Annotated in this window: 11 protein-coding genes; 9 read left to right on the top strand and 2 right to left on the bottom strand. The window is 72.7% G+C overall.

The window, feature by feature from the left end; all coding sequences use genetic code 11:
- Positions 1-131: 131 nt before the first annotated feature.
- Positions 132-1,718 carry a DUF4192 domain-containing protein gene (locus tag OG403_RS25165; RefSeq protein WP_329568079.1) on the top strand — a complete coding sequence of 529 codons (1,587 nt, stop codon included), beginning with the start codon at positions 132-134 and terminating at the stop codon, positions 1,716-1,718.
- 502 nt (positions 1,719-2,220) lie between these two features.
- Here OG403_RS25165 and OG403_RS25170 read toward each other — a convergent pair.
- A complete protein-coding gene (locus OG403_RS25170; protein WP_329568081.1) occupies positions 2,221-3,534 on the bottom strand; it encodes an alpha/beta fold hydrolase in 1,314 nt (437 codons plus the stop codon).
- A 510-nt stretch (positions 3,535-4,044) separates the two neighbouring features.
- Between OG403_RS25170 and OG403_RS25175 the strand changes: the two genes are divergently transcribed.
- The 7 genes from OG403_RS25175 to OG403_RS25205 all read left to right on the top strand — a co-directional run bounded on the left by OG403_RS25175 (position 4,045) and on the right by OG403_RS25205 (position 13,755).
- On the top strand, positions 4,045-6,189 hold the full coding sequence (locus OG403_RS25175) for an amylo-alpha-1,6-glucosidase (protein ID WP_329568083.1): 2,145 nt from the start codon (positions 4,045-4,047) through the stop codon (positions 6,187-6,189).
- Positions 6,190-6,420: 231 nt separating this feature from the next.
- Complete coding sequence (locus OG403_RS25180) at positions 6,421-7,164, top strand: NUDIX hydrolase (protein WP_329568085.1); 744 nt, start codon at positions 6,421-6,423, stop codon at positions 7,162-7,164.
- 234 nt (positions 7,165-7,398) lie between these two features.
- Positions 7,399-8,718 (top strand): ABC transporter ATP-binding protein, encoded by a 1,320-nt coding sequence (locus OG403_RS25185; RefSeq protein WP_329568087.1) that lies wholly within the window; start codon positions 7,399-7,401, stop codon positions 8,716-8,718.
- A gap of 4 nt (positions 8,719-8,722) precedes the next feature.
- On the top strand, positions 8,723-9,460 hold the full coding sequence (locus OG403_RS25190; protein ID WP_329568089.1) for a hypothetical protein: 738 nt from the start codon (positions 8,723-8,725) through the stop codon (positions 9,458-9,460).
- A gap of 188 nt (positions 9,461-9,648) precedes the next feature.
- Positions 9,649-10,581: a FadR/GntR family transcriptional regulator gene (locus OG403_RS25195; protein ID WP_329568090.1), complete on the top strand. Its 933-nt coding sequence runs from the start codon at positions 9,649-9,651 to the stop codon at positions 10,579-10,581.
- 391 nt (positions 10,582-10,972) lie between these two features.
- A complete protein-coding gene (locus OG403_RS25200; protein ID WP_329568092.1) occupies positions 10,973-12,592 on the top strand; it encodes an RNA polymerase sigma factor in 1,620 nt (539 codons plus the stop codon).
- Positions 12,593-12,846: 254 nt separating this feature from the next.
- Positions 12,847-13,755 (top strand): S1 family peptidase, encoded by a 909-nt coding sequence (locus tag OG403_RS25205; protein WP_329568094.1) that lies wholly within the window; start codon positions 12,847-12,849, stop codon positions 13,753-13,755.
- Between the two features lie 108 nt (positions 13,756-13,863).
- Here OG403_RS25205 and OG403_RS25210 read toward each other — a convergent pair whose 3' ends face one another.
- Positions 13,864-14,094, bottom strand: a complete 231-nt coding sequence (locus tag OG403_RS25210; RefSeq protein ID WP_329568096.1) for a DUF7455 domain-containing protein — start codon at positions 14,092-14,094, stop codon at positions 13,864-13,866.
- A gap of 502 nt (positions 14,095-14,596) precedes the next feature.
- Here OG403_RS25210 and OG403_RS25215 point away from each other — a divergent pair.
- A complete protein-coding gene (locus tag OG403_RS25215; RefSeq protein WP_329568097.1) occupies positions 14,597-16,708 on the top strand; it encodes a DNA gyrase/topoisomerase IV subunit B in 2,112 nt (703 codons plus the stop codon).
- Positions 16,709-16,752: the final 44 nt, after the last annotated feature.

Below are 16,752 nucleotides of genomic sequence, written 5' to 3' on the forward strand. Positions count from 1 at the left end.
TGTGGACAACTCGGCTGCCGACAGGCCGGGTTCACTCGGCCGGGGCAATCGGTCTGTCCACAGGGGCCGGGTTGTCCACAGCCGGCGGGAAATTTCCGCTGGACGGTCGCGGACGGACGCACTCTTCCGTCATGACACACGACGACCCGACCACCACCTCCCACCTCCGCCTCCCCGGGCGCCAGCCGGTGCGGATGCGCGGCCCCGCGGACATGGCCGCGATGCTGCCCTACCTGATCGGCTTCTATCCGGACGACAGCATCGTCGCGGTCGGCCTGCACGGCCCGGCCGCCCGGCAGGGCGGGGCGATCCGCCTCGACATCCCCGAGAACCCCGTCGAGTGGCCGCGGATCGCCGGCGAGCTCGTGGAGCTCCTGATCGCCCTCTCCGAGCAGCGGGACGAGCGTCCGGACGCGGTCCTGCTCTACCTGGTCCGAGATCCGGAACCCGGAGCCGACCCGGTCATGGCCCAGCTGCGCCCGCTGGCCGGCCACCTGCTCGAGGCCGCCGGCGCGTTCGGTCTGCAGGTCAGGGAGGCGCTCTGCCTCTCCGGTGGCCGCTGGTGGTCCTTCCTCTGCACGGACCCGGCCTGCTGCGACTTCGACGGCACCGCGGTGTTCACGGGCCGGGATCCGGGTGCGGCGGTCGTCGCCGCCACCTACGCGGGCCTTGCACCGCGTGGCAGCCGCAAGGCCATCGCTGCCGCGCTCGCCCCGATCGACTCAGCGCTCGCCGATCCGCAGCGCCATGCCCTGGAGCGGGAAATGGGCAGGCTGGTCCAGAGTCTGACCGAGCCGCACGGCGAGCGGCGGGAGATGGCGGCCATCGACCGGCTGATCGCCCAGGCCATGGCCGAGTCCCGCTCCGGTCCGCCGAAGCTGGACGACGATCAGACCGCCCGACTGATCGTCGGTCTGCAGAACCGGAACAACCGCGACCGCGGTGCCGAGTACGCCGAGCCGGACGAACTCGTCGCCGCCCAACATCTGTGGCGCTTCCTCGCTCGGCGCTGCGTGCCGCCCTACCACGAGTTCGCGAAGGCACCGCTGACCCTGCTGGCCTGGACGTCGTGGCTGGCCGGAGACAGTGCGACGAGTCGGGTCGCACTGGCCGGCGCACTCGACCTGGACCCCTCTTACACGTTGGCGGACCTGCTCTACCACTCGCTCAACGGCGGGTTGGAGCCGGAGGGCCTGCTTCGAGTTGTCCGTAGGGAGCGCGCCCGCCGGATGGCCGGGAGTGACCGGGGTGCAGAGGCTGACGCATCATCAGAGACTGCTCTTTCCAGTGGTGCTGGCGGTCCGTCTGAGTCGGCCGGGCCACCCGAGGCGGCGCAGCGGCCAACAGCGCCCGCCGCTCCGGTCGGGTCGGCCGGCGGGTCCGGTTCCCCTGCGGTGCCGCGTCGCAAGGCCGGCGGCCGACGGGGGCGCCGGCGCCGGAGCGGGCACGGTGCCGACTCCGCAGCCGGGCCGAGCACCGTGCAGGGGCCGCCGCCGGCCGTCGACCGTGGCCTGATCCCGCCTCAGCGCGGCGCGCACGGTTCTGGCGAGTCCCGCCCGCCCGCCACTGCGGCCCCGCCTCCTGCTCCCGACCAGCCCTCGGGCGGAGCCGCGCCTCCGCCCGAGGCGGCCCGGAGCCGCTTCGCCGGACTCCTGCGGCGCGACGGCCGCCACGGCGTCCGCAAGACCAGCACCAGCACCAGCACGATCGGAGCCTGACATGACCAGTCGCCCGCCCATCCCTCCGTCCGAGACCGGGGCGCGTACCGCCCAGGTCCCCGCGGTCCCCCCGGCGGCCGACGAGGCCGGTACACCGACGGCTCCGCAGAGCGACCCCCAGGCTCCGCCGCGGCTGACGGTCGCCCCTCCGGCCCGCCGCGGTGGGCAGCCGGAGGCGACGCCGACTCGCCCGCCTGGGTCCGGGCGGCCCCGGTTGGCCGCCAGCCCCCGGCCAGTGGCCAGGGCTGCCCCTATGGAAGCGGTCACCGCCTTGCCCGTTGACGCTCCGGCCCAGGCGATCGACCCGGGCGCCCGGCCCCGCAGCGAACCGCCGGGCTCCTGCCAGCCTGCCCAGTCGCAGCCGGTGCCCTTGCCGCTGGGGTCGCTGTCTCGTGGTCGGTCGAGGCAACGCCACCCGGCGCGCGGCCCACGCGGTCCCCGTGCCGTGCGCCGCTCCCGTGGCTGCCGGGCCGGGCAGCCGGGCAGGTGCTGCCGCCGACCGCTACAGCTGGCCGCGGATCATGCGGATCAGCCGATCCAGGACCTGGCCGCCGCTGACCCGCAGGCCGTCGTGCTCCCATTCGTTCGTCACCCAGGTCCGCAGCCCGCGCACCGCGTCGGCGGTCGCCAGCGAGTCCGCGGTGTCCACGTACATGTCGTCGTGGTAGACGGCGGCGGCCACCGGGACCTGATTGGCCGCCAGCGCGTCAGGGGCGTAGAGGTCGGGCCAGTCCGTGCGCTTGGCCAGCAGGTCCGCCGTCTCCTGCAGTGGGCGCAGCGCCGGGTCGGTCTCGAACATCCAGGGGTAGATCATCTCCCCGGTGAACCGCACCGGGCTGCCGTCCTCCAGCGCCCGGGCGGCGTCGAACTCGGGGAACTCCGAGCGGACCTGCTCCGCCGCCCAACCGGTCGCCCCCGGGTCCACCGACAGCTGACCGTAGATGGACTCGTGCAGCACGGCGTAGAGCGGGCCGTCGGCAAACGACAGCTTCGACTGGGCGCCGTTCAGGAAGGTGTCGGACAGTTCGAGCCCCGCGCTGCCTCGGACCCAGGCGTCCTCCAGCAGGTAGTGCAGGGTGTCGGAGCCGCTGCCCGAGCCGAGCAGCAGGCCGAGCGACTGGAACGCCCGCACGGTCAGCTGTCCGCCACCGGGCAGTTCGGCGGGCGCGGCGGACAGGTGCTCGGCGATCCGCCGCACCGCCTCGACGTCCTGCGGGTAGCGCGCGTAGTGCGCGGCGTTCTTGCGGGCCACCCGCGGGTACGCCGCTCGGTACACGTCCACCGCGCTGCTGCGCAGCCCCGCCAGGCCGCCGGTGACCAGGGCCTCGCGCAGTCCCTCGGGGGCCAGCGACAGGTAGGTGAGGGTGCAGAAGCCGCCGAAGCTCTGCCCGAGCAGGCTCCACTGCCCCCGCTCGCCGAGCAGTTGGCGCCGGATCAGCTCGGCGTCGCGGACGATCGAGTCGGCGCGGAAGAAGGAGAGGTATTCGGCCTGCTCGGCCGCACTGCCGCGCAGCGGCAGGGTCTGCCGGGTCGCCGGGGTCGAACGCCCGGTGCCGCGCTGGTCCAGGAGCAGCACCCGGTAGTCGTCCAGGGCCCGGTCCAGCCAGCTGTCCCGGCCCAGCGGCCGGGCGGCCCGGCCGCCCGGGCCGCCCTGGAGGTAGAGCAGCCAGGGCAGGTCGGAGCGCTCCTTGCCCGCTGCGACCATCTCACGGGCGTAGACCTCGATCTGCTCGCCCTGCGGCGCTGTGTGGTCCAGCGGCACCTGGAAGAGATGGTCGGTCAGGACGACGCCAGGCTGTCGGATCACGACGGACATGAGACTCCTCGGTCTGTGCTCGGTGCGGCGAGTGCGCGGGCGGTCCCGCGGGTGCCGACGCCGACGACACCACCCGAACTGCTCGCGGGTGCCGGTCGGCGCCGACCGGTGGGCTTCCCGGTACGGGCGGTGCCACCTCGGCACCGTATCCTGACGCCGAATGAGCGGCACCGGTGCCGTCCGTGCAGGACCGCTCCGCCGTTGGCCGGGCCGCCGCAGGTGCCGCTCGACGCGGCCGGCGCCCCGACCCTCGCGATCCGCTCGGCCCACAGCGTGGTGGGGCGTGACCTGTGCCCCGTGCGCCGCGTTCACTCAGAGGGGCGCCACCGAGCCCGCCGTGGCTGGTGGTCCCGTCGGTGGGGGAAGGCAAGGCCGGTGGAACCGGACCAGGGCTACGGCGATTCCGGCGTTCTGCCGGGCGGCGCTCGGCCGAGCGCGCGCGTGAGAGAGACCACCCACGGCAGTCGTGGCCTGCGGGCCCGCCCTGCCGGTCGACAGGAGGAGACCCCGGTGACGGCCCCCAGGCCAGCACAGAGCGCGATGCCGTCCGAGACGGTCGGCGGCTCCCGGGCGGCTCCCGGGCGGCCCGAGCCGTCTGCGAGCACCTCTGGACGCCCGGCGGCCCAGGCCCGTCGGCTGCCGGCCTCCACCCACGCGGACGTGCTCTGCGTCAGCGCTCCCGCCATGGCCGCCTCCGGCTCCGACGGGCAACTGCGCGGGTCCGGACTGCACGGCTTCTTCCGTTCAGGGGTCCGCGGCTTGAGCCGGATGGAGTTGCGGCTCGGCGGGATGGAGCCGCTCGCGCTCCAGGGCGACCTCTCCTCGGCCTCCCAGGCCCGCTTCCTCGGCGCGGTCCGGGTCCCCGGCGAGTTGGATCCCGACCCGGCGCTCACCGTGGAACGGCTGCGGCATGCCGACGGGGCGGAGACGATCACTGTGCGCAACGCCGGCCTTCGCCCTGCCCGGCTGCCGTTGGAGATCGCGCTCGGCACGGACCTCGGCAGCCTCGCGGAGATCGCGGCCGGTGCCCGGCCGCCGGATGTCCCGGGTCAGGTCCAGTCCGCCGGCCTGCGTTGGATCGGGCGCGGCCACAGTGCGACCGTCAGCGCCAAACCCGCGCCGCACGCGGTGCTGGCCGGCGCCGGCGTGCTCCGCTGGGACCTCGAGGTACAGCCCGGCGGGCGCTGGTCGGTCGAGCTGCGGCTGGAGGTGGAGGCGACCGCCGGGACCACAGCCCGACCGCCGATCGGCCGCGGTGCCGGCGTTCCGGCGCCGTGGAGCGAGATGGCGATCCGCTGCGACGACACCCGCGCCGAACTGCTCGTGCGGCGCTCGCTGGACGCGCTCGGGGGCCTGCTGCTCGCTGACCCGGACCGGCCGGCCGACCTCTACGCGGCGTCAGGCGCGCCATGGCGGTTCGGCCTGGCGCCGGCCGACGCGCTCTGGGCCGCCCGGCTCACCCTGCCGCTGGGCACCCGGCTGGCCGCAGGCACGCTGCGCGCCCTGGCACGCCGTCAGCAGGCGGCACCGACCGGGGCCGCCGTCGCAGGATCCGGCAAGGGCGAGGGGATCATCGCCGGACCGCTTCGCCATGCCGGCCCGGAGCTCCCACCGTCCTGCACGGCCACCGAGGCGACGCTGCTCTTCGTCACCTTGCTCGCCGAGGCCTGGCGCTGGGGTCTGCCCCGGCAGGAGGTCGCGGAACTGCTGCCGGCCGCCGAACGCGCCCTGGCCGCACTGCGGGCGACCAGCGAGAACGGCCTGATCGACGGCTTCGTCACCGATCTCGGTCGGTTGCCCGAGGACCGTACGGCGCAGCCCGCCACGGCCCGCTGTGAGGTTCAGGCACAGGCACATCGAGCTGCACTGCACGGTGCCGAGCTGCTGGAGGCCTTCGGTCGTCCGGGAGCGGCCGACTGGCGTGCGTGGGCCGAGAAGCTGCGCGGCCGCTTCCGCGAGCGGTTCTGGGTGGACGACCTGTCCGGTGGTCGCCCCGCCGCCGCGCTGACGGCAGACGGGCGACCGCTAACCGCCGTCGCCGCCTCCTTCGTCCACCTCCTCGACCTGGGGCTCGCGGCGGATGGCGCTTCCCTGCCCGGCCTGCTCGACCGGGAACAGACCAGACTGCTGGCCCAGCGGCTGGTCGCCCCCGAACTCGACTGCGGCTGGGGCTTGCGCACGCTGAGCGGCAAGTCGGCCCGCTTCAATCCGCTGGGCCACCGCAGCGGCGCGGTCCGCGTCCAGGAGACGGCGATGGCCGTCGCCGGCCTGGCCGGGGCCGGTTTCGAACGTGAGGCCGGTGCCCTGCTGGAGGGGCTGTTGGCGGCCTCCGCCCACTTCGCCGGCCGGCTGCCGGAGATGTACGCGGGGGAGCAGCGGCTCCCGGACTGTCCGCCCGCTCCGCACCCGGCCGCCTGCCGTCCGGCGGCGGGGTCCGCTGCGGGCGCCGCCCACGCGGTGCTGGCGCTGGCCGGTGTCCGCCCCGACGCGCCGGCCAAGCGCGTGGTTGTCCGCCCGGCCAGCACCGCCCCCCTCGGCGAGCTCGAGCTCTCCGGTCTGCGGGTGGCGGGGGAGCCGTTCGCGGTCCGGGTCAGCCGGATCGGGGTGGCAGTGGTGGAGGAGGCCTCCTCCGAGCTGCAGCTGGGAGCAAGCTGACGGCGCCCGAGGCTGTCGCTGTGTCGCTGTGTCGCTGTGTCGCTGTGTCCCCGGTCGCCCTGCGACCGGGGGACCGGCTGACGGGTGCTGATGGCAGCGGCGGGGCACCGGGCCAGGACGAGCCCGCCCGGCTCGGCCCGCTCGCGGTCGTTCCCGCCAGGCGGCAGGGGGCGAGGCGTAGTTGCTGCCGATCTCGTGTTTATCGTCAGAAAGACGACTATGATCGACGCCATGTCGCGCTATGACCCGTCGGCCTTTCCCCCGTTCGCAGTCACGGTCGACCTGGTCGTGCTGACGGTCCGGGAGCACGAGCTCTGCGCACTGCTGGTGCGCCGGGGCGAGCCGCCGTTCCAGGGCTACTGGGCGCTGCCGGGCGGCTTCGTGCGCCCGGACGAGGGTCTCGGGGAGGCGGCCTCCCGGGAGTTGGCCGAGGAGACCGGTCTGCGCGCCCTCTCCGGCGCCGGGCAGACAACGGCCGGTGCGCACCTGGAGCAGCTGGCCACTTACGGCCACCCGCAGCGTGACCCGCGGATGCGTGTGGTCAGTGTGGCCCACCTGGCGCTGGCCCCCGATCTGCCCACCCCCAAGCCGGGCGGTGACGCCCGGGGTGCTCGCTGGGCCCCGGTCAGCGAACTGCTCGGCCCCGGCCCCGCGGATCGCGATCCGCTCGCCTTCGACCACGCGCTGATCCTGGAGGAAGGCGTGGAGCGCGCCCGCTCCAAGATCGAGTACTCCGCGCTGGCCACGGCCTTCTGCGCGGAGGAGTTCACCGTGGGTGAGCTGCGCAGGGTCTACGAGGCGGTTTGGGGCGTGGCCCTGGACCCGCGCAACTTCCATCGCAAGGTCACCGGCACGCCCGGCTTCCTGGTGCCTTCGGGTGGCACGACGACCCGTCAGGGCGGTCGCCCGGCGCAGCTGTTCACGGCCGGTGGCGCCACCGTGCTCAACCCTCCGATGCTGCGCCCCGACTCCTGAGGCTTGCGGCCCCGACCACCGTCTCCCGCCTCCCGCTTCTCGGTTCACCACTGGGCGAACGCCGGTACGGCCGTTGTCCCCTGATCGAGTGAGGTAGGCGGTCGAGTGGCCCGCACGGGCTTCGCAATGCCCGAAATCTCCCGATGTTCGCCCTAGGGTGCTGAATTCGGAGCGGGCGCTGAACCCGAGCGGCCATGCCGCCAGGGCAGCCGGAGCAGGTGGGAGCAGCCAGCGATGATCCAGGTCAATGGACTCACCAAGGTTTACCGCCGGGGTCGTCGCGCGGCGTTGCTCGATCTCGGCTTCGACGTCGGACCCGGCATGGTCACGGCCCTGCTGGGGCCGCAGGGGGCGGGCAAGACCACAGTTCTGCGACTGATGGTGGAACTGGAGCACGGCAAGGGCGTGACGCTCTTCAACGGGCGCCCGTACCGTCGGTTGCGCCACCCCGAGCGTGAGGTCGGGGTGCTGCTGCCGACCGCGCACCGGTGGACCGGCAACCTCGGGCGGACCGCGCGCGGCCACCTCTGGATGCTGGCCGCCCAACTCGGCGTCCCGGCACGGCGCGCGGACGAGCTGCTGGAGCAGACCCGGCTGGCAAACGTCGCCGAGTACCGCCTGCGGGCGTTCTCCCCGGGGATGAACCGCCGCCTGGCCCTCGCGGTCGCCCTGCTGGGCAACCCCGACGCACTGCTGCTGGACGCCCCGACCGAGGGCTTGTCACAGCGCAACGCCGATTGGCTGCACGCTTTCATCCGGGCCTTCCCGGCCGGTGGCGGATCCGTCGTGGTCACCACCCGCAGCCCGCAGGAGGCGGCGCTGCTGGCCGACCGGGTGGTGACCATCGACGAGGGTCGACTGGTCGCGGACCAGCCGGTCGCGGAGTTTCGCCGCACCAGGCTGCAGCCGGAGGTCGTCGTCCGTGGTCCCCAGATGGCCCGGCTCGCCGACCTGTTGCTGGCACAGGGCGCGCAGGTCCGCCAGGACGGCAGCGCCCGGCTGGCGGTGAGCGGCTTCGGCCGCACCGAGATCGGCGAACTCGCCTACCGCAACGGTGTCCTGCTGCACGAGCTGGCCGACCGGGTGGTCGAGCAGCCGGCACCGCGGGCGACGCTGCCGGCCGCCGCTCGACCTGGTGGCGCCCCGGCCATCCAGGTGCGCCGGGTGACCGCGCTGGCCGCGGGCTCGCGGACCGGATCCCGGTCGTCCGGGCGTCCCGAGCCGGCGGGCGCCACCGCCTCCTCGAGTTCTCCCGGTCGGGCCGGTGCCTCCAGCGCCGTCAGCGCTCCCGCATCACTCCACCCACTCCCCGAGTCCGCCACCGCGGGCGATCTCACCGCCTTGCCGCAGCCCGCCACCTCACCCGAGCCCGAGCCGCCCGCGCCCACCGCTCCCGCCCCAGTCACCGCACCCACCCCCGCCCCGACCACGGCCCAGGGCCCGGACCAGACCCTCATCGCCACCGCCCCCATCCGCACCCTCACCCCCGCATCCGGCGCCACCCCCGCCCCCGCACCCCGGCCGCTGACCGGGCCCGACCACTGGAACGGATGATCACGTGCGCGCACTCGCCTACGAAGGGCGCCGCCTGCTGGGCCTTCGCTCGAGCTGGCTGATCCTCGCCGTCACCCTGCTGGCCGGCTCCGGGCTGGCGGCCGTGCTCGCCCACCGAACCGCTCCGGGGCCGCTCTCGGCGCCTGACCTGGCCCGGCTGGCCACCGCGGCCGTCCCGGTGCTCCCGATCCCGTTCGCGGCGTTGGCCGCCGGCCTGCTCGGTGCGCTGGCAGCGGCCCACGAGGTCCGCTGCCCGGGTCTGCCGGCTTCCCAGGTCCGCTACACCGCCCGGCTGCGCCTGCTGCTCGCCAAGCTCGCGGTCATCGGGACCGCCTCCGCGCTGCTCGCGCTGGCGGCACTGCTGCTGAACTCGCTGACGGTCCGGCTGGCCCTGCCGCCCGCCGGCGCACCGGTCCGGCTGCTCACTCCCGAACTGCTGCGCACCGACCATCGGCTGGTGCCACTGCTCGCGACCTTCGTCGCCCTGGTGGTCGCGGCCGGCTGCAGCGGTGTGCTGGCGACGACGCTGACCCGTAGCGCGATCGCCGGGATCCTGCTGCTGTGCGCGCTGCCGACGCTGGTGGAGCAACTCGCGCTACCGACCGTGCTGAACGCGCTGCACCACGAAGGCGTCTCCTGGGCGCCGACCCACCTGGCCCGAGCGGTCGCCGTGGTGCTGCTGCCGGTCCTGGCCCTGCTGGCCGGTGCCCTGCTCGCCCAGACCCGCCGTCGCTCGTTCTGATCGCAAGCCCCACCCGCCTGTCCTGTCGCATTCGTCCCACTGATCAGCCTGATGGCAACCGGTTCTGATCACCTGTCAGCTCGAACAGCCCGACAGGCCTTCCGGGTTCACCTCGCCCATCCGACCGGTATGGCCCTTTCTTCCTGATAAGAAGTCAATTATCCGGCGACGGGCGATCACCCTTTCGTGTGCTTTTCACGAGAATCCTCAAGTCGGGCCCGCCGATCGCCGACAAAGGACGTGTGAGTACCCTTGCGCACCCCGCCATGACCGTCGCCCGCACCGCCGAGTCCCCCGCACCCGGCGCTGCCGAGCTCGACCGTTTCTCCTACGCCGATCGGCCGACTCCGCCCATCCCCCGATGGGACGGAGTGGAGGGTGATCTCGCCCGGGTCGGCCGCAAGACCACCAGCAGCCGCGGCCGTGGGCTGCATGGGCAGCTGGTCCAGCAGCTCGGCCAGATGATCGTCTCCGGTGACCTCGGCGCGGATCGCCCGCTGGTCCCCGAGGAGATCGGCCAGCGCTTCGAGGTCTCCCGCACCGTGGTCCGCGAGTCGCTGCGCGTGCTGGAGGCGAAGGGCCTGGTCAGCGCCCGTCCGAACGTCGGCACCCGGGTCCGCCCGGTCGGCGACTGGAACCTCCTCGACCCCGACATCATCGAGTGGCGCGCCTTCGGCCCGCAGCGCGACGAGCAGCGCCGCGAGCTGTGCGAGATGCGCTGGGCGATCGAGCCGCTGGCCGCCCGCCTCGCTGCCGGGCACGGCCGCGAGGAGATCCAGCAGCGACTGGCCGAGATGACCGAGATCATGAGCCATGCCGCGTCCCAGGGCGATCTGATCACCTTCTCCCGCGCCGACGCCGAGCTGCACGCGCTGATCCTGCAGATGGCGGGCAACCGGATGCTGGAGCACCTCTCCGGCATCGTGGCCTCGGCGCTGCAGGTCAGTGGCGCTCCGGCCACGGCCTGCGAGCGGCCCAGCGACACCTCGGTCAGCGTGCACGCCCGCCTGGTCGACGCGATCGGCACCGGCGACGGCGCCGCCGCCGAGGCGGCCATGCGGGCCCTGCTGACCGTGCACCCGGACGTCGAGCACGCGGTGCCCGCGCCCCGCGAGCACTGAGCGGGCCGGCCACGGAACCATCGGACCTGGGCAGCGCCCTCCGGATGCCCGCGCGCAGTCGCCGCGGCCCACCCGGAGGGCTCGCCGCTGCTCGGGCGGCGGCCCTGGGGGCTCGGTCGGAGAGGCGTGTGACCTGTGCCACGAGCGGCATGCGTAACACTTGAGGAGCGGCAGCGATGTGTACGGAGCGGAAGCAGCTCCGGAATACCCGCGCCATGTCAGAATGCTGTGTTGGTCTGCGGCGCTGCTGCCGTCCCACAAACCCAGCGTCCTGCAAACCCAGTCCTCAAGTCCGAGCCGGTCGGAACCTGTCGTGCCCCGTGGCACGTGCTCCTTCCTCGCCCTCTCGGGCGGTCCGGTACGGGTTCGAGTCCACTCTTCGTCCGAGAGGTTGTTCGTGTCGGCCAGCACATCCCGTTCGCTCCCCCCCGAGATCGCCGAGTCCGCGGCCCTGCTGGCGCTCATCGAGCGGGGCAAGGCCCAGGGGCAGATCGCCGGTGACGACGTGCGTCAGGCCTTCGAGGCGGACCAGATCCCGGTCACCAAGTGGAAGAACGTCATGCGCAGCCTCAACCAGGTACTGATTGAGGAAGGGGTGGACCTGATGGTCAGCGCGGCCGAGCCGTCCGCTGCCAAGCGCAAGAGCGTCGCGGCCAAGAGCACCACCAAGCGCACCGCGACCAAGGCGGTCACCACCCGTACCCCGGGCGCCCCGACCAAGCCGCCGGTGCGGATCGCGCCGGCCGCGACCGTGGCGCCGGCTGCCGTGGCCTCCGTGGTCTCGGTCACCTCGGTCGCCGTCGAGTCCGGGCTGGACGCGTCGGCGGGCCTCGACCCGGCGAAGAAGGCCGCCGCGCCCGCCAAGAAGGCGGTGGCCAAGAAGGCCGCCGCCCCCGCCAAGAAGACGGCGGCGAAGAAGACCGCGGCCAAGGGCGAGAAGGGCGACGAGGAGCTGCTCGGCGACGAGGAGCTGCTCGAGGACGTGGCGCTGCCCGGTGCCAAGACCGAGACCGAGGGCGAGCCGGAGGAGGAGTCGGAGGGCTTCGTCCTCTCCGACGACGACGAGGACGACGCCCCGGCCCAGCAGGTCGCCGTCGCCGGTGCCACCGCCGACCCGGTCAAGGACTACCTGAAGCAGATCGGCAAGGTCCCGCTGCTCAACGCGGAGCAGGAGGTCGAGCTCGCCAAGCGGATCGAGGCCGGCCTGTTCGCCGAGGACAAGCTGAGCCAGGCCGACAAGCTGGCCCCCAAGCTCAAGCGCGAGCTGGAGATCATCGCCGAGGACGGCCGCCGGGCCAAGAACCACCTGCTGGAGGCCAACCTCCGCCTGGTGGTCTCGCTGGCGAAGCGTTACACCGGTCGCGGCATGCTCTTCCTGGACCTGATCCAGGAGGGCAACCTCGGTCTGATCCGTGCGGTCGAGAAGTTCGACTACACCAAGGGTTACAAGTTCTCGACCTACGCGACCTGGTGGATCCGCCAGGCGATCACCCGCGCGATGGCCGACCAGGCCCGCACCATCCGTATCCCGGTGCACATGGTCGAGGTCATCAACAAGCTGGCCCGCGTCCAGCGCCAGATGCTCCAGGACCTGGGCCGCGAGCCCACCCCGGAGGAGCTGGCCAAGGAACTCGACATGACCCCCGAGAAGGTCATCGAGGTCCAGAAGTACGGCCGTGAGCCGATCTCGCTGCACACCCCGCTGGGCGAGGACGGCGACAGCGAGTTCGGTGACCTGATCGAGGACTCCGAGGCGGTCGTCCCGGCCGACGCGGTCTCCTTCACCCTGCTCCAGGAGCAGCTGCACTCGGTGCTCGACACGCTGAGTGAGCGCGAGGCCGGCGTGGTCTCGATGCGCTTCGGCCTGACGGACGGCCAGCCGAAGACGCTGGACGAGATCGGCAAGGTTTACGGGGTCACCCGTGAGCGCATCCGCCAGATCGAGTCGAAGACCATGTCCAAGCTGCGCCACCCCTCGCGTTCGCAGGTGCTGCGCGACTACCTGGACTGACAGCTGGACCTGTCCGCCCGAACCTGATCGGGTGCGGCGGAGTGTCATCACCGGCGGGCCCGGGGCAGATCGACTGCCCCGGGCCCGTCGGCGTTCAGCGGCCGGGAACCCGGGGCGGGGCCAGCCGGACTGTCATCCGGCGGCCCGCCGGGTCCCCCGTCCGAGTGCTTCACCGGCCACCGATGGGCACGCAGGGTGAGATTCTGACTACGCTGTGGCGGTTGCCTGCTGTCGAGCGCCCGGAGTGCACTGTGATGTCCCTCTCGTCCCGTCCGCCCGGTCCTGATGCCCGTCGTCGTCCGGGTCCGGCGCGCGGCGCCCGTCGGCGCGCGGCGGCGCTGGTGCTGCTGGCCGCGCTGCCGAGTGCGCTGCTCTCGCTCACGGCCACGCCCGCCCAGGCCGACCGCCGGATCGTGGGCGGTTGGGCGGACAGCACGGTGCAGCGGCCCTGGATGGTCGCGGTGTCCAGTCGCGCCCAGTTCGGTGACGCGCGCTCCGGCCAGTTCTGCGGCGGCACGCTGGTCGCTCCGACCAAGGTGGTCACCGCCGCCCACTGCTTCTACGACGAGCAGCAGGGGCGGCCGACCGATCGGCCGGGCCTGACGGTGATCGTCGGGCGGACCGACCTGACCAGCTCGGACGGCGTCGAGGTGCCGGTCACCAACGTCTGGATCCACCCGCAGTACTCGTTCGACCAGAACATGCAGGATGTGGCGGTGCTCACGCTGGCCACCGCGCAGGACGGCCGGGCGGTGCTGCCGCTGGTCGGCCAGGGCGACACCGCGCCGTATGCGGCCGGCACTCGCGCCCAGGTCTACGGCTGGGGTGACACCACCGGGCACGCCACCTACGCGGACCGGCTGCACGGGGTCGATGTGCCCATGGTTGCCGACTCGGTGTGTGCGCGCGACTACCCGGGCGGTGCCGACGGGACCTTCGATGCCCGCGGCATGGTCTGCGCCGGCGAGTCGATGGGCGGCAAGGACGCATGCCAGGGCGACAGCGGTGGTCCGCTGGTGGTGAACGGCCAGCTGGTCGGGCTGGTCTCCTGGGGTGCCGGCTGCGCGGAAGCCAAGCACCCGGGCGTCTACACCCGCCTGTCGGCGGTTGCGGACGCCGTCAATGCCCAGCTGGCGGAGACCGACGCGGTGACCGCTCGGTAACCCGCCGTGGCCCCCTGAATGCGACGCTGGGCGGCAGGCTGCCAAGCCTGCCGCCCAGTGGCCGGCCCGCAAGGGCCGACCTCAGCACGTCAATGAGGTGCCGAACGCTCAGCGTTCCTCGCTGGTGGCCGAGGCCGCCGTGGTGGCGAGACGACCGCTCTCGTCCTGTATCTCCACGGCGATCTTCTTGAGCTCCGGCTCGAACTTCCGCCCGTGGTGGGCGCAGAACAGCAGCTCCCCGCCGCTTGCCAGTACGACGCGCAGGTATGCCTGGGCGCCGCATCGGTCGCAGCGGTCAGCCGCGGTGAGCGGGCTCGCAGGTGTCAGAACAGTAGTCACGTCGCCTCTTCTCTAGCTCGACGAGCTGTCGTACCAGGGTCAACATCCAACCAGGCCGAAAACGTTCCCGCTCGTGGCTTTTCTTCTCTGAGGATTCTGCTGTGTTGATGAGGACGTGCCCCGGGCGCCGGTGGTTCATGCCTGCCGGAATCCGCGACCTGTCTATCGCTCGAACGCATCTTCGAACTGTTGTCCGAGGGTGGGCGTAGCATAATCCCCTACTGGGTTGGAGCATAAGCCCCGCCCCGAGCACCGGTAGCCTGCATCGTGGCAGTTCCAGAGCCCGCGGTCGGCTCGACGGTCCGCCAGGATCCGTCGGGCGCGGGCGAGATGGCGCTCTCGCGCGGCGAACTGGGCTCGGCCCGTGTTCGCGCAGCGCGTACAAGCTGCGGAGCCGGGGCGATTCGTGCTGTGCCCGGGGTACGGGGGCGGGCGTCGCCGGGGGAGGTCCGGGGAACCGCCGTCGGATCGAGTCAGAAGTCTCTTTGGAGGAGTGCACCGCGTGAGTGCCGAAACGACCGTGCCGTCCGCCTTGCGCGCCGCGGAGGACGGATCCAACTACACCGCTCGGCATCTGCTCGTCCTGGAGGGCCTCGAAGCGGTCCGCAAGCGGCCCGGCATGTACATCGGCTCCACCGACAGCCGCGGCCTGATGCACTGCCTCTGGGAGATCATCGACAACTCGGTGGACGAGGCACTGGGCGGCTTCTGCGACCGGATCGAGGTCGTGCTGCACGAGGACGGCTCGGTCGAGGTCCGGGACGACGGCCGCGGCATCCCGGTGGACGTGGAGCCGAAGACCGGGCTGTCCGGTGTCGAGGTCGTGATGACCAAGCTGCACGCCGGCGGCAAGTTCGGCGGCGGCTCCTACGCGGCCTCCGGCGGTCTGCACGGCGTCGGCGCCTCGGTGGTCAACGCGCTCTCCGCTCGGCTGGACGTGGAGGTGGACCGCGGCGGCCACACCCACGCGATCAGCTTCCGCCGCGGGACCCCCGGGCTGTTCACCGAGCAGAGCCCGGACGCCCCGTTCGACCCGGCCAGTGGCCTGACCAGGACCCGCAAGGTGCCCAAGGCCCGAACCGGAACCCGGATCCGCTACTGGGCCGACCGGCAGATCTTCCTCAAGGAGGCCAAGCTCTCCCTGGAGCACCTGCACAACCGGGCCCGGCAGACCGCGTTCCTGGTCCCCGGGCTGACCATCATCGTGCGCGACGAACGCCTGACGGAGAGCGAGAAGGTCGAGGAGGCCACCTTCCGCTTCGACGGCGGGGTCGGCGAGTTCTGCGAGTTCCTGGCGCCCGACAAGCCGGTCTGCGACGTGCTGCGGCTGCGCGGCGAGGGCACCTTCAAGGAGACCGTCCCGGTCCTGGACGAGCTCGGCCACATGACCCCCACCGAGGTCACCCGCGAACTGGGCGTGGACATCGCGCTGCGCTGGGGTGCCGGCTACGACACCACGCTGCGCTCCTTCGTCAACATCATCGCGACCCCCAAGGGCGGCACCCACGTCACCGGCTTCGAGCGCTCGCTCGCCAAGACGGTCAACGAGGCGCTGCGCGCGGCCAAGCTGCTGCGGGTGGCCGAGGACGACATCACCAAGGACGACGCCACCGAGGGCCTGACCGCGGTGGTCACCGTCCGGCTGGCCGAGCCGCAGTTCGAGGGGCAGACCAAGGAGGTGCTCGGCACCTCGGCCGCCAACCGGATCGTCGCCGCCGTGGTGGCCCGCGAGCTCAAGGCCTTCCTGACCTCGGCCAAGAAGGACGAGAAGGTCCAGGCCCGGGCGGTGCTGGAGAAGGTGGTGGCCGCCGCCCGCACCCGGGTGGCGGCTCGCCAGCACAAGGAGGCGCAGCGCCGCAAGACCGCGCTGGAGACCTCCTCGCTGCCCGCCAAGCTGGCTGACTGCCGCAGCGACGACGTGGAGCGCAGCGAGCTCTTCATCGTCGAGGGCGACTCCGCGCTCGGCACCGCCAAGCTGGCCCGCAACTCCGAGTTCCAGGCGCTGCTGCCGATCCGCGGCAAGATTCTCAACGTCCAGAAGGCCTCGGTCTCGGACATGCTCAAGAACGCCGAGTGCGCGGCGATCATCCAGGTGATAGGGGCCGGCTCGGGCCGGACCTTCGACATCGACCAGGCCCGCTACGGCCGGGTCATCTTCATGGCCGACGCCGATGTCGACGGATCGCACATCCGCTGCCTGCTGCTGACCCTCTTCCAGCGGTACATGCGGCCGATGGTCGAGCAGGGCCGGGTCTTCGCGGCGGTCCCGCCGCTGCACCGCACCGAGCTCACCAACCCCAAGCGCGGCCAGGAGAAGTACCACTACACCTACTCGGACGCCGAACTGCGCCGGACCCTGCTGGAGTTCCAGGCCAAGGGCCTGCGCTGGAAGGAGCCGGTGCAGCGCTACAAGGGCCTCGGCGAGATGGACGCGGACCAACTGGCCGAGACCACCATGGACCCCCGGCACCGGATCCTGCGGCGGATCAACCTGGGCGACCTGGAGGCCGCCGAGCAGGTCTTCGACCTGCTGATGGGCAACGACGTGGCGCCGCGCAAGGAGTTCATCGTGGACTCGGCCGCCACCTTGGACCGCTCGCGGATCGACGCCTGAGCCAGGGCCCGTACCGGCCGTTGACGTGAGGGGCCCTCCACCCA

Origin of the sequence: Kitasatospora sp. NBC_01266 (assembly GCF_036242395.1) — a bacterium.
In the GTDB taxonomy this organism is placed as follows: Bacteria; Actinomycetota; Actinomycetes; order Streptomycetales; family Streptomycetaceae; genus Kitasatospora.

Coding starts and splice junctions, on each gene's coding strand:
- OG403_RS25165 (WP_329568079.1), top strand. CDS start 132: ATGACACACGACGACCCGACCACCACCTCCCACCTCCGCCTCCCCGGG.
- OG403_RS25180 (WP_329568085.1), top strand. CDS start 6,421: ATGTCGCGCTATGACCCGTCGGCCTTTCCCCCGTTCGCAGTCACGGTC.
- OG403_RS25170 (WP_329568081.1), bottom strand. CDS start 3,534: ATGTCCGTCGTGATCCGACAGCCTGGCGTCGTCCTGACCGACCATCTC.
- OG403_RS25205 (WP_329568094.1), top strand. CDS start 12,847: ATGTCCCTCTCGTCCCGTCCGCCCGGTCCTGATGCCCGTCGTCGTCCG.
- OG403_RS25185 (WP_329568087.1), top strand. CDS start 7,399: ATGATCCAGGTCAATGGACTCACCAAGGTTTACCGCCGGGGTCGTCGC.